Annotated in this window: 13 protein-coding genes; 7 read left to right on the top strand and 6 right to left on the bottom strand. The window is 64.1% G+C overall.

The window, feature by feature from the left end:
- Positions 1 to 2 precede the first annotated feature (2 nt).
- From KSY82_RS07845 to cobK, 7 genes are read left to right on the top strand one after another with little or no spacing between them, the layout of a single operon-like run.
- Entirely contained in the window at positions 3 to 959 is a 957-nt protein-coding gene (locus KSY82_RS07845; RefSeq protein WP_368042048.1) for a histidine phosphatase family protein, read from the top strand.
- Complete coding sequence (gene cbiB / locus KSY82_RS07840; protein WP_217750020.1) at positions 959 to 1933, top strand: adenosylcobinamide-phosphate synthase CbiB; 975 nt, start codon at positions 959 to 961, stop codon at positions 1931 to 1933. Before KSY82_RS07845 ends, cbiB begins: the two co-directional genes overlap by 1 nt.
- Positions 1930 to 3153, top strand: coding sequence for a pyridoxal phosphate-dependent aminotransferase (locus tag KSY82_RS07835; RefSeq protein WP_217750019.1), 1224 nt, complete (start codon positions 1930 to 1932; stop codon positions 3151 to 3153). The genes cbiB and KSY82_RS07835 overlap by 4 nt, the downstream gene beginning before the upstream one ends.
- Positions 3146 to 4645, top strand: a complete 1500-nt coding sequence (locus tag KSY82_RS07830) for a cobyric acid synthase (RefSeq protein ID WP_368042047.1) — start codon at positions 3146 to 3148, stop codon at positions 4643 to 4645. The genes KSY82_RS07835 and KSY82_RS07830 overlap by 8 nt, the downstream gene beginning before the upstream one ends.
- Positions 4642 to 5157 (top strand): cob(I)yrinic acid a,c-diamide adenosyltransferase, encoded by a 516-nt coding sequence (locus tag KSY82_RS07825; RefSeq protein WP_117839768.1) that lies wholly within the window; start codon positions 4642 to 4644, stop codon positions 5155 to 5157. The genes KSY82_RS07830 and KSY82_RS07825 overlap by 4 nt, the downstream gene beginning before the upstream one ends.
- A complete protein-coding gene (locus KSY82_RS07820) occupies positions 5158 to 5799 on the top strand; it encodes a precorrin-8X methylmutase (RefSeq protein WP_217750017.1) in 642 nt (213 codons plus the stop codon).
- Entirely contained in the window at positions 5796 to 6569 is a 774-nt protein-coding gene (cobK, locus tag KSY82_RS07815; RefSeq protein WP_217750016.1) for a precorrin-6A reductase, read from the top strand. The genes KSY82_RS07820 and cobK overlap by 4 nt, the downstream gene beginning before the upstream one ends.
- A 109-nt stretch (positions 6570 to 6678) precedes the next feature.
- Here cobK and KSY82_RS07810 read toward each other — a convergent pair whose 3' ends face one another.
- The 6 genes from KSY82_RS07810 to metK all read right to left on the bottom strand — a co-directional run bounded on the left by KSY82_RS07810 (position 6679) and on the right by metK (position 15317).
- A complete protein-coding gene (locus KSY82_RS07810) occupies positions 6679 to 7893 on the bottom strand; it encodes an ABC transporter permease (RefSeq protein WP_217750015.1) in 1215 nt (404 codons plus the stop codon).
- Positions 7890 to 8663 carry an ABC transporter ATP-binding protein gene (locus KSY82_RS07805; RefSeq protein ID WP_217750014.1) on the bottom strand — a complete coding sequence of 258 codons (774 nt, stop codon included), beginning with the start codon at positions 8661 to 8663 and terminating at the stop codon, positions 7890 to 7892. The genes KSY82_RS07810 and KSY82_RS07805 overlap by 4 nt, the downstream gene beginning before the upstream one ends.
- Positions 8663 to 10099 carry an efflux RND transporter periplasmic adaptor subunit gene (locus KSY82_RS07800; protein WP_217750013.1) on the bottom strand — a complete coding sequence of 479 codons (1437 nt, stop codon included), beginning with the start codon at positions 10097 to 10099 and terminating at the stop codon, positions 8663 to 8665. Before KSY82_RS07800 ends, KSY82_RS07805 begins: the two co-directional genes overlap by 1 nt.
- 132 nt (positions 10100 to 10231) lie before the next feature.
- The gene (locus KSY82_RS07795; protein ID WP_217750012.1) at positions 10232 to 11965 is read right to left on the bottom strand and encodes a L,D-transpeptidase; all 1734 of its coding nucleotides are present in this window, start codon (positions 11963 to 11965) and stop codon (positions 10232 to 10234) included.
- Positions 11966 to 12114: 149 nt separating this feature from the next.
- Positions 12115 to 13722, bottom strand: a complete 1608-nt coding sequence (sdaAA, locus tag KSY82_RS07790; RefSeq protein WP_217750011.1) for an L-serine ammonia-lyase, iron-sulfur-dependent, subunit alpha — start codon at positions 13720 to 13722, stop codon at positions 12115 to 12117.
- Positions 13723 to 14036: 314 nt separating this feature from the next.
- Complete coding sequence (gene metK, locus KSY82_RS07785; protein WP_217750010.1) at positions 14037 to 15317, bottom strand: methionine adenosyltransferase; 1281 nt, start codon at positions 15315 to 15317, stop codon at positions 14037 to 14039.
- Between the last annotated feature and the right edge of the window lie 343 nt (positions 15318 to 15660).

The following is a 15660-nucleotide window of genomic DNA, read 5'->3' as shown; positions in this document are numbered from 1 at the left end:
TCGTGCGCGAAAAGCTCGGGTTCGCGGCGGACGATTTCGTCGACGCGGCGCAGCTTGCGGAGGGCGGCGTGTCCGCGGCTTTTGCCGGCCGTGTCGCGTACCGTGCTGAGGAACTCGTACGCGCGCTCGACGCTGACCGGGCGCTCGAGCGGCTGATCGGCTTCGACGTAGTGATTCTGCCCTTGGTCGGCTCGGGGGTCGTCCCCATGCGCGCGGAAGACGCCCAATGGCGCGAGCGCGCGGGGCGCCTGGGATGCGCGCTCGCTGCGCGCGCCGACGTCGTCGTGCGCATGACGTGCGGGATACCCCAGGTCATCAAAGGAAACCTTGACGATGCGCCTCGAGGGACGCAGGGCGCGGGCGCGCCTTTGGAAGTCGTCTTCGTGCGCCATGGTGCCACGGCGGGCACGGAAGACCATCGCTACAGCGGGGCGGGCACCGACGAGCCCCTGTCGATCGCGGGCGAGCGCGCTTTGCGCGACCTCGCGTGCGATCGTGACGTGTTCCGTGTTATCACGAGCGGCATGGCCCGCACCGACCAGACGGCGCGCATCCTCTTCCCGAACGCGGAGCTTATGGCGTGCCCCGGTCTGCGCGAGATGGATTTCGGTGACTTCGAGGGGCGAAGCGCTGCCGAGCTTAAAGAGGATGTGCGCTACCGCGCCTGGGTAGACTCCTGGTGCGAGACGCGCTGCCCGCATGGCGAGGGCAAGAGCGATTTCACCCGCCGCGTCGTCGCGGCGTTTCGGGAGGCGTGCGAATCGGAGCGCGCCCAGGGGAGTGGGCGCGCCGTCTTCGTCGTTCACGCGGGTACCGTGAAAGCGCTGCTCTCCGAGCTAGCTGTCCCGAAAATGGGATACTTCGACGTGCATACCGAGCCGGGCGGCGCATGGGCCGCCACCTGGGATGGGCGCTGCCTTCTCGACGTTCGCCCCGCTTCGGGGGGCGATGTCCGGTGATGACCATTCTTGCCGTCGCCGCCGGGTTCGCGGCCGACCTTGCCTTCGGCGACCCGCGCTGGCTTCCCCATCCCGTCGTCGCCATGGGGCGCGCGATCACGTGGGCCGAAGGACGCCTGCGGCGTGCATTCCCGCAAACGTCCACGGGCACGCGCGCCGCAGGGCTTGTGCTCGCCGTGGCGCTTCCGCTTGCGTGTGGGCTTTTGACCTGGGGAATCCTGCATCTTTGCGGCATGGTTCACTCCGGCTTGCGCTTCGTGGCCGAGGCATGGGCGAGCTATCAGATTCTCGCGGCATGCGAGCTGCACCGCCAGAGCCTGGCCGTGGCCCGCGCGTTCTCGAAGGGCGGCCTTGTCGCGGCGCGCGAAGCCGTCGGGCTCATCGTGGGACGCGACACGTCTGTTCTCGACGAGCAGGGCGTCGCGCGCGCCGCCGTGGAAACGGTGGCGGAGAACGCGAGCGACGGCGTCATCGCGCCGCTTTTCTACCTTATGATCGGGGGTGCGCCCTTGGGCATGGCGTACAAGGCGGTGAATACGCTCGACAGCATGGTGGGCTACAAAAACGAGCGCTACATCGACTTCGGCTGCGCCTCGGCGCGCCTCGACGATGCGGTGAACTGGATTCCCTCGCGCTTATCGGCCCTGCTCATGATCGCCGTGTGCCCGATCGTCGGGCTCGACGCGCGTGGGGCGGCGCGCATCTGGCGCCGCGACAGGCGTCGCCATGCGAGCCCCAACTCGGCGCAGACCGAGTCAGCGTGTGCGGGCGCGCTCGGGCTGCGCCTGGCAGGACCCGCGGTGTATTTCGGCAAGCTCGTTGAGAAACCGACGATAGGCGACGCGTCCCGCGAAATCGAGTGGGGCGACATCGCCCGGGCGACTAGGCTCATGCTCGCCGCGTCCGTATGCGCGCTCGTCGTCTTCGGCGCCGCGCGCGCGGCGGTCGTGCTCGCCGTGGGGGCGATGTCATGAGGGAAGACCACGCCGCGTCCCGGGCTGCCGGGGGAATCCTGCGCGCCCGTGCGCATGGGGGTAGCACGCAATCGCTCGGCATCGCTTGCGAAGGGGGCGCCTCCAACCTCATTGACTTCTCGGTGAACGTGAATCCGGCAGGCCCCTCGCCGCTCGCCGTCGCCGCAGCTTGCAAGGCGCTTTCTCGAATCGACGCCTACCCCGATAGGGAAAGCCGCGCCCTCGTTCGCGCCCTAGCGCGCGCCCAGGGCATTCCCGAAGATACTATCGTCTGCGGCGCGGGCGCGTCCGACATCATCTGGCGGCTCGCTGCGGCGGTGCGCCCGAAACGCATCGTCGTGTGCGCGCCGACGTTCTCTGAATATGCGGAGGCGGCATCGTACTACGGCGCATGCGTGCAGGAGTTCCCGCTTTCCGAAGCGGACTACTTCGACGTGCCCGCCTCCTTCGCCCGCGCGATCGAGGGGCCGGGAGAAGTGGCGTACCTCTGCAATCCGAACAACCCGACGGGGCGCCTCGTCGACCACCGCGTGATCGATGCCGCGGCTTGCCGCTGCGAGCAGGTGGGCGCGCTGCTCGTCGTGGACGAGTGCTTCCTCGGATTTGCGCCCGACGCCCGCGAAAGGAGCGTGGCCGCACGCGCCGCGTGTTCGCGCCATGTGGCCGTGCTCTCCGCGTTCACCAAGCTCTACGGAATGGCGGGGTTGCGGTTGGGATATCTGATCAGTGGAAACGCCCAACTCATCGAGGGGATTCGCCGGGCGGGGCAGGCGTGGCCCGTCTCCTCGGTCGCCGAGGCCGCGGGCATCGCCGCCCTGGAAGACGTCGAATACGTCTCGCGCACGCGCGATGTATTGGCGGGCGAGCGAGCGTGGCTTTCCCACGAGCTCTCCTCGCTCGGGCTTTCCGTCGTGCCGTCGGATGCGAACTTCCTTTTAGTCCGCACGCCGGCGAAAGACATCCCCGAGCGTCTGTATAAACAGGGGGTTTTGGTCCGCACGTGCGACTCGTTTTCGGTACTGTCCCGCTTCTGGTGCCGCGTCGCGGTGCGCACGCGCAAGGAGAACGCCCGGCTTGTGATGGCGTTCAGCCGCGCGCTTCGGGCGGAAGGCGCATCGGGCGAAGGCGAACCCGACGAACGGGGCGGCGCTTCTTGCAGCGGCGCTATAGCGGGCGCGGATGGCCGACGCTCGGCGAAGGAGGTCGATACCCGTGGGTAGGGCGAAGCCCATCATGATCCAGGGCACCATGTCGAACGCGGGGAAGAGCCTGCTTGCGGCGGGGCTGTGCCGTGTGCTTTCGCAGGACGGCCTGCGCGTGGCTCCCTTCAAGAGCCAGAACATGGCGCTCAACAGCGGTGTCACGGCCGACGGGCTCGAGATGGGGCGCGCCCAGATCATGCAGGCCGAGGCGTGCGGCATCGCGCCCGACGTGCGCATGAACCCCATCCTGCTCAAGCCCGAAAGCGACCACCGAAGCCAGCTTATCGTGGCCGGCAAGGCGCAGGGAGCCTTTGCTGCCAGGGACTACTTCGCGCGAAAGAAGGCGCTCATGCCGCAGATTTTGGAGGCGTTCGATTCGCTCGCGGAGGAAAACGACGTCATCGTCATCGAGGGCGCCGGCAGCCCCGTCGAAATCAACCTTGCCGAAAACGACATCGTCAACATGGGGCTCGCGCGCGCCGTGTCCTCCCCCGTGCTGCTCGCGGGCGACATCGACCCAGGCGGGGTCTTTGCCCAGCTCTACGGTACGGTCGCGCTCTTTGCACCCGAGGACCGCGCGCTTTTGCGGGGGCTTGTGGTGAACAAGTTCCGCGGCGATGTGGAAATCCTGCGCCCGGGTTTGGCCCCGCTCGAGGAGATGTGCGGGGTTCCCGTCGTGGGGGTCGTGCCGTATCTTACGCTCGACCTGGACGACGAGGACTCGCTCGCGCCGCGCCTATCTGCCCGCGAGGCGCGTGGCGTCATCGACGTCGCCGTCGTGCGCCTTCCGCATCTGTCGAACTTCACCGACTTCGACCCGCTTTCGCGCGTGCCCGGCGTGGGCGTGCGCTACGTTTCCTCTGCGACCGATCTGGGCCGACCCGACCTGGTGGTGCTCCCCGGCTCGAAGGCCACGCTCGACGACGCGCGCTGGCTTGCGGCTAGCGGCATCGGAGCCTGTGTACGCGCGCTTTCGGGCGCGGGCACGCCGGTGCTCGGCATATGCGGAGGCTACCAGCTTTTGGGAGACGAGCTTTCCGACCCGCATGGCAGGGAAGGCGCTGGCACCGCGCGCGGGCTCGGGCTCATCCCTGCAAGTACGGTGTTCAAGGAGGAAAAGCGCCTCGCCCAGTCGGAGCTGCGCATCACGGGCGCCCAAGGCGCGTTCTCGGTGTGGAACGGCATGACGGCGCGCGGGTACGAGATTCACGACGGCGTAACGACCGTCTTCTGCGCCCCTGCGGGCACGATTGGCGGCAAACCAGAAGGCGCGGCCTGCGGAAACGTGTTCGGAACCTATCTCCACGGCCTGTTCGACGAACCGGGGGTGGCGCTCGCCCTCGCACGCTCGCTCGCGCGCGTGCGCGGCCTGCCCGAGAGCGTCGTGGGTGCTGAGGGCGCGGTGTCCGCGGCCGATCACCGTGCGCGCGAGTTCGACCGCCTGGCCGACTCCGTGCGCGGGGCGCTCGACATGGAGTATGTCTACCGCATTATCGAGGAGGGCGTATGATCCACGTGTATCATGGCGACGGCAAAGGCAAGACCACGGCGGCGATGGGCCTCGCCCTTCGCATGCTCGCCGCAGGCCGCCGCGTCGTCGTCGTGCAGTTCCTGAAAGACGGCGAAAGCGGGGAGGTGCGCCTGCTCGCCGAGCATTTCGGCGTGCCCGTGTTCGCGGGGAAGGCGTCGGACAAGTTTACCTGGTCCATGACGTCGGAAGAACTTGCCGCGACGCGCGAGCTGCACGATGGGAACCTCGCTTCCGCGCTCGCCGAGCTCGAGGGCGCGCAGGAGGGGCTGCTCGTGCTCGACGAGGCGCTCGACGCGCTTTCGAAGGGGCTTGTCGACGAGGCGCTCGTGGACCGCGCGCTCGATATGTCCGCGCGCGGCGTCGAAGTAGCGCTCACCGGGCGCGCGCCTTCCCGCAAGATCGTGGAGAAGGCCGACTACATAACCGAGATGCGGTGCGAGAAACACCCCTACGAGCAAGGGATATGTGCAAGGGAAGGAGTGGAGTACTAGATGGATTCCAAGGAGATGGCGCCCGGCGACATCGAGCGGCGCAGCTTCGAGATCATCACCGAAGAGCTCGGCGGCCGCACGTTCCCGCCGCTCGAAGAGCCCGTCGTGAAGCGCGTCATCCACACCACTGCTGACTTCTCGTACGCCGATTCCCTCGTGTTCACCCATGACGCCGCGCACTGTGCGCTCGACGCACTGCGCGCAGGGGCCACGGTGCTCACCGACACGAACATGGCGCTCGCAGGCATAAGCAAGCCCGCGCTCGCTAAGATCGGCTGCCAGGCCGTGTGCTACATGGCCGACCCGGATGTCGCCGCAACGGCGCGCGCCGCGGGCACGACTCGCGCCGTTGCGAGCATGGGCAAAGCTTGCGGCATCGAGGGTCCGCTCATCGTGGCCGTCGGCAACGCTCCCACAGCACTTCTGCGCCTCGCCGAGCTCATGGACGCGGGGAAGATCTCGCCCGCGCTCGTCGTTGGGGTGCCGGTTGGGTTTGTGAACGTGGTCGAGGCGAAAGAGGAGCTACTCGCGCGACGCGTGCCGGCCATCGTCGCGAGGGGTCGCAAGGGCGGCTCGACCGTGGCGGCCGCCATTATGAACGCGCTGCTCTACGAGATCACGCGCCCAGGCGGCCCGAAGTGACGGCGCCCGCATCCGCGCCGGCGCTGCGCATCTTCGCCGGCACCACCGAGGGCCGCCTTCTGTGCGAATGGGCGAGCGGGGCGGGCATCCCCGCCCGTGCCTACGCGGCAACCGAGTACGGAGGCGAGCTTTTGGGCGAGCTTCCGGGCATCGAGGTGCATGCGGGCAGGCTCGACGAGGCCGACATGGAGCGCGAGCTTTCCGGCGCGCGCATCGTCGTCGACGCCACGCACCCCTTCGCTACGCTCGCAAGCGGCAACATCCGGGCCGCTTCGCTCGCCGTGGGTGCACGGTGCCTGCGTCTTGCGCGCCCGGTCGAGGCGCTGCCCAAAGGCGTCGTGCCGGTCGCGTCGATCGCCTGCGCGGCGCGCTTTCTCTCCGAGAACCCGGGTCGCGCGCTTCTCACGACGGGGAGCAAGGAGCTTGCTCCCTACACGCGCGTCGCCGATTTCGCGGAGCGCTTCTTTGTGCGTGTGCTCCCGCTGCCCGGTGCTATAACGAAGTGCATCGATGCGGGGTTTTCGCCGTCGCACGTCATCGGCATGCAGGGACCCTTCACCCGCGAGCTCAACGAGGCGATGCTTCGGCAGGTGGGCGCCCAGTGGCTTGTGACCAAGGACTCGGGAACCGTAGGCGGCACGGCCGAGAAGCTCGCCGCCGCGCGCGACGCGGGAGCGCGCTGCATCGTGGTCGCCCGTCCCGCCGAGGGAGGCGGGGTCCTTTCGCTTCGGGAAGTGGAAGACGCGCTCTTACGGGAGTTCGCGCGCTAGGCGCTCACCGCGCCTAGGGCCCTTCAATCAGTTGCGGTGAAATAGTGTCTGTTTTTGCTGTTAGATAGCATATTCAGTCCCTAATTCACCGCAACTTATTGGTGGTGGCTTACTGGTAGCGTAGACACTCGACGGGGTCGAGCTTTGCTGCGCGGCGAGCGGGGTAGAAGCCAAAGATTACGCCGATGCCGACGGAGACGGCGAAGGCCAGCAGCACCGTGGCGATTGAAAAGCTCGGTATGATTTGCCCGCTGGCTCCGAGCTCGCCAAGAATCCCGGATCCGGAGGCAAACATCGCGAGGCCCCAGGCTAGCAGATAGCCTATCAGGACACCCAACAGTCCGCCGGTGACGCACAGCGCCGAAGACTCGGCCAAAAACTGCGCGGTGATATCGCGACGACTGGCGCCCAGAGCGCGGCGGATGCCGATCTCGCGAATGCGCTCCGTTACGTTGGTAAGCATCATATTCATAATGCCGATACCGCCTACGAGCAGCGATATGCTGGCGACCGCGCCCATGATGAGCGAGAAGGCGCCCATAAAGGAATTGAGGGCGTCGATGGCGCTCTTCATGGAGCTGACCATCACGCTTTCGTATTCGTCGTCCTCGGAGATGCCCTTCATGCTGCGTACCTTGGACTCGATGGTCTTGCAGAGTTCATCTATGTCCGTACCCTCGACAGCGAGTGCCGTGACGCTGGGAAACGAGGGGTTGTCGTCGCCGAACAGCTCGGCAATCGTGGCGCGTGGCATGTAGAGCGTGAGCGAGCCCATGGAGTCGCTGCCGCCATCAATCACGCCGACAATCTGCACCTCGCCGTTGGACACCTTGATGGTTTTCCCCAGCGCATCCTGTTCGTTGCCGTAAAGCTGATCAGCGCCGCCGCGGCTGATGAGCGCCACGCGTGAGCCCGATTGGGACTCGGCCTGGGAATAGGTGCGCCCCGCAACGAGCTTGCTGGCCCCCACGGCGTCGAGCATGTTGCTATCGACACCCTGTGCCATGACGGTATAGCTTTTATCGCCGGTCTTGTACTCGGTATACGCGCTGTCGACAATGCCGATCTGCTCAATCTGCGGCACCAGTTTTTGAAGCTTCTCGATGTCCGACTCGGTGAGTTCTTGCGACGAATAGATTTGCACCATACGAGCTGCGTTGAGGCCCAGGCTGTTGACCAGGCTGTTTTGGATGCCGCCGATGAGCGAAGTCATGGCGATAACCGAGGCGATGCCGATGACAATGCCCAGGATGGTGAGCAGGCTGCGCCCCTTGTTGGCCTCGAGCGATTGAAGGGCTTCCTGGATGAGATCGCGGGCGCTCATGCCACCACTCCTTTCGGCGGGTTGGCGGAGGCGGAAATCATGGGCAGGCTATCTACGGCGCTGCGCAGGGTCCGCGGTGCATGTGGAATATACGCGCCGTCGTGAATGCGACCGTCGCGGATGGTCACGGCACGGTCTGCCTCAGCGGCGATGCCGGGGTCGTGTGTGATAAGCACGATGGTTTTGCCGCGCTCCTGGAGCTTATGGAAGGTCTCCATCACAAGCGCTCCGGTAGCGGAGTCCAGGTTTCCCGTTGGCTCATCGGCCAGGATGATGGGCGGGTCATTAACGAGGGCGCGTGCGATTGCGACGCGCTGCATCTGGCCGCCCGAGAGCTCGGATATGCGGTGGTCCCAGTGGTCAACGGGCAGCGTGACAGCCTGCAGCGCGTGCACGGCGCGCAGTTCGCGCTGGCTACGGGGCACATTGGTGTAGGCCAGCGGCAGCATGACGTTTTCGATAACCGATAGGCGCGGCAGCAGGTTGAAGCTCTGAAAGACAAAGCCAATGCTCAGGGCGCGAACTTCGGTGAGCTCGTCATCATCGAGCTCGGCCACGTTGATCCCTTGCAGGTAGTAGTCGCCCGCCGTCGGTTTATCCAGGCAGCCCAGGATGTTCATGAGCGTTGACTTACCCGAGCCCGAAGGGCCGGTAATAGCGACGAATTCGCCGGGATTTACTGCCAGGCTCACGTTGTGCAGGATGTGGGCGCACCCCGCCTCGCTCTCAAAGATGCGGTGCACGTTGCGGATGTCGATAACGGGACGCATTACATGCCCTCGTCGGCAGACATACTGCCCGAATCCGCGCCGTAGCCGCCGTCAGCCGTTGCGTCCGCTCCGGTGTCCATGACGAGGGTGTCGCCATCGCGCAGCTTGGTAACCGGCACGTTGGGGTTGATCTCGTTGCCCTGGTCGTCGCACTTGACCTGTGTCTTGCCGACTACGGCTTCGTTGTCGTTTTGCGTCACGACAGTCACCTTCACGCGACGGGTTTGCTTGCCCTCGTCATCGGTCGCCACGTTGACGTAATAATGTTCGCCGTCTTCGGTCATGAGCGCCATCGTCGGCACCATCACCACGTCGTCGAGCTGCTCGGTCACCACCGATACCTCGGCCGTCATGCCCGGCTTCAGGCGCGCGTCGGGCGCCTCGATGAGGATGTCGACGTTAAAGGTTACGCTGCCGCCGCCACCGTTGGCGGCGTCGGAGTTTGCCACCGATGCGATAGCCGTGACGGTGCCCTGGCTCACGATATCGGGAAACGCAGGATACGTGACGTTGGCGCTCTGCCCAACGGCGATCTTGGCGATGTCCTTTTCGCCTACCTGCACGGTCACCTTCATCTTGGATAGGTCGGCGATTTGCATGCACTGCTTGCCGCCGCTCGTATCGCTTTCGCCCATGATCATGCCGCCTGTTACCGTGGCGCCCACCTTGGCGTTGAGCTCCACGATGCTACCCGAGCTCGGGGCCGTGACCGTACGGCTGGCTGCCTTGGCGTTCGCCTGATCGAGGTTTGCCTGGGCCGATGCGAGGCTGCGCTGTGCGGCCGATACGGCGTTTGTGTCCGCTGATGCGGCGGTGATGCCAGCTGCTGCGGAAGCTCCATCATCGTCCGTCGTTGGGGTGGCCTGCGCAGCGGCTGCGGCTTTCTGTGCGTTGGCGAGGTCTTCTTGAGCGGCTGCAACTGCACGCTGCGCCTCGGCAACGTTGCGATCGAGCTCGTCGTTTTTAATGGTCATAAGCACGTCGCCCTCGTTGACGGATTGGCCTGCCTGCACGTTGATTGAATCGACCGTTCCGTCGACAGAAGGGGAGACCACTGAGGACGAAATGGGTTTGAGCTGGCCTTTCGCCTCGACCGTTGTGGTAAACGTGCCCTCGGTCGCCATGTCGGTCACAGGATCGCTAGCGCCCTGTGGCTGCGCATTGATAACCAGGGTTGCGACAATGGAAATGAGCGCGATGGCACCTATGACGCCGGCGGCAACACCGCGACGAATCAGCTTTTTGCGTCGACGTTCGGCACGCTTTGCCTTGAGCTTGGCATATGCCTCTTCATCGGAAATCTCGGCCGTATCGTTCGTGCGTCCGCTCTGCTTGTCGGCATGTACGTTTGTAATCAGAGGAATCGTTTCGGTGGCACCTTCGGGCGTGTTCTCGGTATCATCTGGGCCCGGGGTGATCGTGGGGACATTCGGCATAGCGTCTCCTTTATAGAAAGAACCTTGATAAGTATATGCGCCCACCGGTTGGGGTGGGCGCATGGAACGGTTTCTTTCGGAACTGTTAGATTGGTCGCAGCGGTTCCACGTTGTAGGAATGCGCGCGTTGTGCTATGAGTGGACAACCACGCACAGGCCGACTTTTATGCAATCGTGCAGTGCCTTGGCGTCGGCCAGGCGCAGATTGATGCAACCGTGGCTGCCGCACCACTTGTACGACTCGGCATTATCGAAGCTCTTGTCGTTTTGCCAGGTGGCGTCGTGGAATCCGACCATATTGCCCTCGAACGGCATCCAATAGCTGACCGGGCTCTCGTATTTGGGCTTGCCGGTCTCGGGGTCCTTGGCACCGATAAGCTTGCTGGCGCCATTGTTGCTGTTGATCTGCCATACGCCCTCGGGGGTGGCGTCCTCTCCCGGCTTGCCAGAAATAAAGTTGGCCTCCCAAACGATATTACCGTTCTCGTCATAGTAGCGCGCGTGCTGCTCGGACAGATCGACGTCGATATACGCCTTCCAGTCGGGCTCTCCCTTTGCGGTAAAGGTGTCGGCCTTCTGGGAGTACTTGATCTCGATTTCGCCGGTCTGCTTGTTGTTAATGGCGTCCTCGACCTGCTTGGCGAGCGAGCTGCTGTCGATGGACCAACCAAAGTCACCGCCTTCGACGGCACACTGCTTGCCATCGGCGCGCGTCCACCAGCGAGTGGAGCCCACGGTATTAAAGCCGTTGGCGAGCTCGGCTGCCCAGCTGCTGATCTGCGACGTATCGAGCGTGGGGTTGGCCGGATCGGCAAAGCTGATCCACTGCAATACGGAGCCGCCATCAACCTTGCCGGCATCCTCGCCGTTGAGCTTGAGGGTCACGTTGACGCCCAGGAAGTTGTTGGCGGCATCGCATGCGGCCTGAATCTGATCATCGGTCAGCGTTCCATTGAGCGGCTCATAGGCATCGTTGCCGAGCTTGGAAAGATCTACGGTCTCGGCCAGCGAGGCAAGCTCGAGCTCGGCATACTTAATGACATGCTCGCGGTTGAGTTTTTCGTTGGAGCGCGCCTTCTCGACGGTAAACTTGCCGGCCTGCTCGTCATAGGAGCTATTGGCCTCAAACGTGCCCGAACGCCCCTCGTTAAACTCGTCGATGGCAGCGCCCAGATCCTTCTCAAACTTCTTTTGGTCAAAGGTGTCGGAGAGCATGGACAGGTCGACGTCTTGATCAAGATCGACTTCGTTGGAGGTAGCGGTTGTTTTGGTCTTGCCGCTTAAGGATTCCACAAGGCGGACCGGCCAAATAAAGGCTTCGTTGTGGCTGATGATTTCTTTTGCAGCAGCTTCACCGTCGACGATGGGTTCATCGGACTCGGGCTGATAGGTCCAGCTAAAGTCATCGCCTGTCACGGTGAGCTTATAGTGCTTCCATGCCGAGTTGACCTTGGTGGCGGCAGACGAAGCGTTGGAGAACGAGACGTCGACGCCGGCAATGGTGGTGTTGGGGTAGGCTAGCTGCGAAAACGCTACGATGCCAACGATATAGACAATGACGATAAGACCCAGGACGACAAAGAGCGTCGTTTTTTTGCCCGACTTATTGTTGCCGGCGGGTTTGCGCGCGGGGCCGCGATCGCCTCGAGCGTGCGTGGGGGGCTGCTTGGGCGCATTGCCGTTTGCCTGGCGCTGCTGACGTTGTTGACGCTGCTGTCGCTGTTGGTTCGGGCGTTGGTAAGCGTTTGCCGCACCACGCTGCTGACCGTGGCTCGGCGCGATAGGACGCGGTGACTGAACGCCGCCGGTGTGCCTGCTCGGCTGCTGCGGATCGGGAATCAGTTGAGTTCGATCGTTTTGCGACATCGTATGCATATCCTTCGAATTTCGCCTTATGGCTCATCGTGTTTTTACTGGGCTTGCATTATAGCGATTGCCCTGCTGTTTGTGGTACGGAAACGGTGGCATTCAAAAGAGGTGGGACATTTGTCCCACCTTTGAGTCATACTTTGCCGTTATCCGCACACGCCGCATTTTGCACAGGCCGAAAGTGCGGCCGGAGCCTGCGCGATGCCGCCCTTGGCCGTCTCGCGCAACGTGGCCGGCAGGGCGTGGCCCACCGAGAGCATGACGTGTGCCATCTGGTCAAACGGCACCAGGCTCTTGATGCCGGCGAGGGCGAGTTGCGCCGAGCTAAAGGCCGCGGCCACGCCTATGGCGTTGCGGTTTTGGCAGGGCACCTCGACAAGGCCGCCGACAGGGTCGCAAACGAGGCCCAACAGGTTGCTCAGCGCGATGGAGCTGGCATCGAGCGCTTGCTCGGGCGTGCCATCCATCATCTGGACCAGTGCGGCGGCGGCCATGGCGGCGGCGCTTCCGACCTCGGCTTGGCAGCCGCCCTCGGCGCCGGCGACGCAGGCGCTTGTGGTGAGGTTGAGGCCGATGGCGGCTGCGCAGTAGAGCGCGTCCATGACCTGCTCGTCGTCGAGCTGAAGGTGATCGGCGAGCGCCAGCACGCAGCCGGGCACAACACCCGCGGAGCCTGCCGTGGGGGCGGCGACGATCACTCCCATCGTGGCGGAGCGCTCGAGCACGGCCATCGCGCGGGCCACGGCGTCGGTTTGAACAGTGCCCATCAGGCTCGTGCTCAAATCGTTGCGGCCGGTGGCATCGACGAGTTTAGCCTCGCCGCCGATAAGCCCGCCGAGCGATCGCTGCGGATTGACGATGGGGGTCGTGGTCTCCTCGCGCATGACGTCGAGCACGCGGCGCATGGCGGCGACGGCGTGGGTCTCGCCGGTCAGACGCGCCTCGCGCACGGCCATAACGGCGCCGATATTCAGGCCGAGCTCGGCGCACGCATCGAGCAGCTGCTCGCCGTCGTCGAAGATCTCCTTTGCCGAGACACCGGGGGAGAGCGACGAGGCAGAACCGGGGAGCTCGATAAAGGTCGCGTAATCGACATTGTCGAGTTTGCGTAGCATGGGGATAACGGTGTCGTCGGGCGCGCCGTCGGTCTCAAAGACGGAGTAGGCCTGGCCGCCCACTTCGGTGCGGTAGGTGCGGCAGAAGGCGATGTTCACGTGTGCGTAGGCGAGCAGGTTGGTGAGCGCGGCGAGCACGCCGGGGACGTCGTAGTGCGCCACGAAGAGTGTGGAGTACATGCCCGAGATGTCGACGCCGACGCCGTTAATGCGGCTGATGCGCATCTTGCCGCCGCCCAGGCTCTCACCGCGGACCTGTGCCGTGGCGCCCGTGTCGTCGACCATGTCGATGTCGACGGTGTTGGGGTGGATGGAGGCGTCGTCGCCCTTGATGTCAAAGTGATATTCGAGGCCCTGCTCGCGTGCGAGGTCGAAGGCCTGCTTGATGTTCTCGTCATCGGTGTCGAGGCCCAGGATGCCCGCGACGAGCGCACGGTCGGTGCCGTGGCCGCGGTAGGTGTGGGCGAAGGAGTTCCACAGGCCAAAGGTGACTTTGGTGATGCGGCCTTCCAGCAGGCTGGCGGCAACTTGGGCGCAGCGCAGGGCGCCGGCGGTGTGCGATGAGCTGGGGCCGACCATGACGGGGCCCAAGATCTCGAATGCCGAGGTCGTAGCTAGTGTTTGCGGCTTGCCTGCCATGGCTGCTCCTTTAATCTATCCCGTCGTCCCGAGGTGCGGGGCATAAGGTCGCCTGCTCGGACAGTCCTGACTCGCACGGAGAGCACATTAAGTGCTCTCCGGCTCGTGCGGAACTCGCGATCGACCTTATGCCCCGCACCTCGGGACTAAGGATACATGGTTGGAGTTGGTAGATGGCAAAATTTATTAGCTGGGGACGCAGCGTGGGCTCATATCGAAACATCTTCACTACCGAATTAATAAAAAAGAAGTACCGCTTGGGGGCGGTACTTCTTTTGAAAGCGCGTGCGAGTTGTGACCTTGGTGGTTCCCAATTACAGTCCGCAGGCTGCTTTGAGTTCTTCGACACGGTCGGTCTTCTCCCAGGTGAAGTCGGCGTCTTCTCGGCCGAAGTGACCGTAGGCTGCCGTCTTTTCGTAGATGGGGCGACGCAGGTCTAGGTCGCGGATGATTGCGCCCGGGCGCAGGTCGAAGGTCTTCTCCACGGCCTCGACGATCTTGTCCTCGGCAACATGTGCGGTGCCAAAGGTGTCGACCATGATTGAAAGCGGCTTGGACACGCCGATGGCGTAGGCCAGCTCGACTTCGCAGCGGTCGGCCAGGCCGGCGGCGACGACGTTCTTGGCGACCCAACGAGCGGCGTATGCGGCGGAGCGGTCGACCTTGGTGCAGTCCTTGCCGCTAAAGGCGCCGCCGCCGTGACGGCCGTAGCCGCCATAGGTGTCGACGATGATCTTGCGGCCGGTCAGGCCCGCGTCACCCATGGGGCCGCCCACGACAAAGCGGCCGGTGGGGTTCACATAGATGTCCGCGTTGTTCCACGGCATGTTCTCGGCAGCCATGACGGGAGCGATGACATGCTCGATGAGGTCGTCCTTGATCTTGCCCATGTCCTCGATCTCGGCGGCGTGCTGCGTGGAGATGACGATGGTCGTGACCTCGACGGGCTTACCGTCCTCGTAGCGCACGGTGACCTGGGTCTTGCCGTCGGGACGCAGATAGGGCAGGGTGCCATCATGACGTACGGCAGCCAGGCGCTCGGCCAGGCGGCTGGCAAGGTAGTGTGGCATGGGCATGAGGGTCTTGGTCTCGTTGGAGGCATAACCGAACATCATGCCCTGGTCGCCGGCGCCGATCAGGTCGATCGGGTCGGTAGTAGCGCCGGTCTGGGTCTCGAAGGACTCGTCGACGCCCTGGGCGATATCGGGCGACTGCTCGTGGATGAGGCTCATAACGCCGCAGGTATCGCAGTCAAAACCGAACTTGGCGCGGTTGTAGCCAATGCGGCGGATAACGCCACGGGCGATCTCCTGCACGTCTACGTAGGCCTGGGTGCGGATCTCGCCGGCGACGATGACGGTGCCGGTGGTCACGAGGGTCTCGCAGGCGCAGCGGACGTTCTCGACGTTAGCGGGCACGCCGTTGGGCGCGATGTAGCCCTGCTCCTGCAGCTCTATTTCTTTGGCGAGGATTGCGTCGAGGACGGCGTCGCTGATCTGGTCAGCGATCTTATCGGGATGGCCTTCGGTCACCGACTCCGACGTAAATACAAAGGACCCGTGTTGGGGTGGGATGGAACGAAGTTCTTCTGGCATGATAGCCCCTTTCAAAAACGTGTCCCGGCGACCGTTACCATTCCGCCGGGCTCTCTATGCAAGGGCACATCATAGCGCGTAAATCAAACATTCACACCCTTTCCGCACCTACTCATTGGGGACAGACTTAAACCTTGATTATCAACTTCATCCGAACACTTCCCACATTCATCCGCACATGTGCGGATGAATGTGGGAACCCGATACCCTGAGGGCCGGACCGGCCGGCCCCGGGAGATCGGAGGACGGCATGTCCGGAAAGAAGAATAGGGGCTCCGCGAGGGCGGTCCCGAGGGCCTACGGAAGGCTCACGAGGCACGAGCGGGACACGGTCCAGAGGATG

The sequence above is a fragment of the Collinsella aerofaciens genome (assembly GCF_019131995.1).
GTDB lineage: Bacteria > Actinomycetota > Coriobacteriia > Coriobacteriales > Coriobacteriaceae > Collinsella > Collinsella aerofaciens_S.
This window is presented reverse-complemented; position numbering and strand designations above follow the sequence as displayed.

Coding starts and splice junctions, on each gene's coding strand:
- sdaAA (WP_217750011.1), bottom strand. CDS start 13,722: ATGGCAGGCAAGCCGCAAACACTAGCTACGACCTCGGCATTCGAGATC.
- metK (WP_217750010.1), bottom strand. CDS start 15,317: ATGCCAGAAGAACTTCGTTCCATCCCACCCCAACACGGGTCCTTTGTA.
- KSY82_RS07795 (WP_217750012.1), bottom strand. CDS start 11,965: ATGTCGCAAAACGATCGAACTCAACTGATTCCCGATCCGCAGCAGCCG.
- KSY82_RS07825 (WP_117839768.1), top strand. CDS start 4,642: ATGATCCACGTGTATCATGGCGACGGCAAAGGCAAGACCACGGCGGCG.
- KSY82_RS07835 (WP_217750019.1), top strand. CDS start 1,930: ATGAGGGAAGACCACGCCGCGTCCCGGGCTGCCGGGGGAATCCTGCGC.
- cbiB (WP_217750020.1), top strand. CDS start 959: ATGACCATTCTTGCCGTCGCCGCCGGGTTCGCGGCCGACCTTGCCTTC.
- KSY82_RS07800 (WP_217750013.1), bottom strand. CDS start 10,099: ATGCCGAATGTCCCCACGATCACCCCGGGCCCAGATGATACCGAGAAC.
- KSY82_RS07810 (WP_217750015.1), bottom strand. CDS start 7,893: ATGAGCGCCCGCGATCTCATCCAGGAAGCCCTTCAATCGCTCGAGGCC.
- KSY82_RS07805 (WP_217750014.1), bottom strand. CDS start 8,663: ATGCGTCCCGTTATCGACATCCGCAACGTGCACCGCATCTTTGAGAGC.
- KSY82_RS07820 (WP_217750017.1), top strand. CDS start 5,158: ATGGATTCCAAGGAGATGGCGCCCGGCGACATCGAGCGGCGCAGCTTC.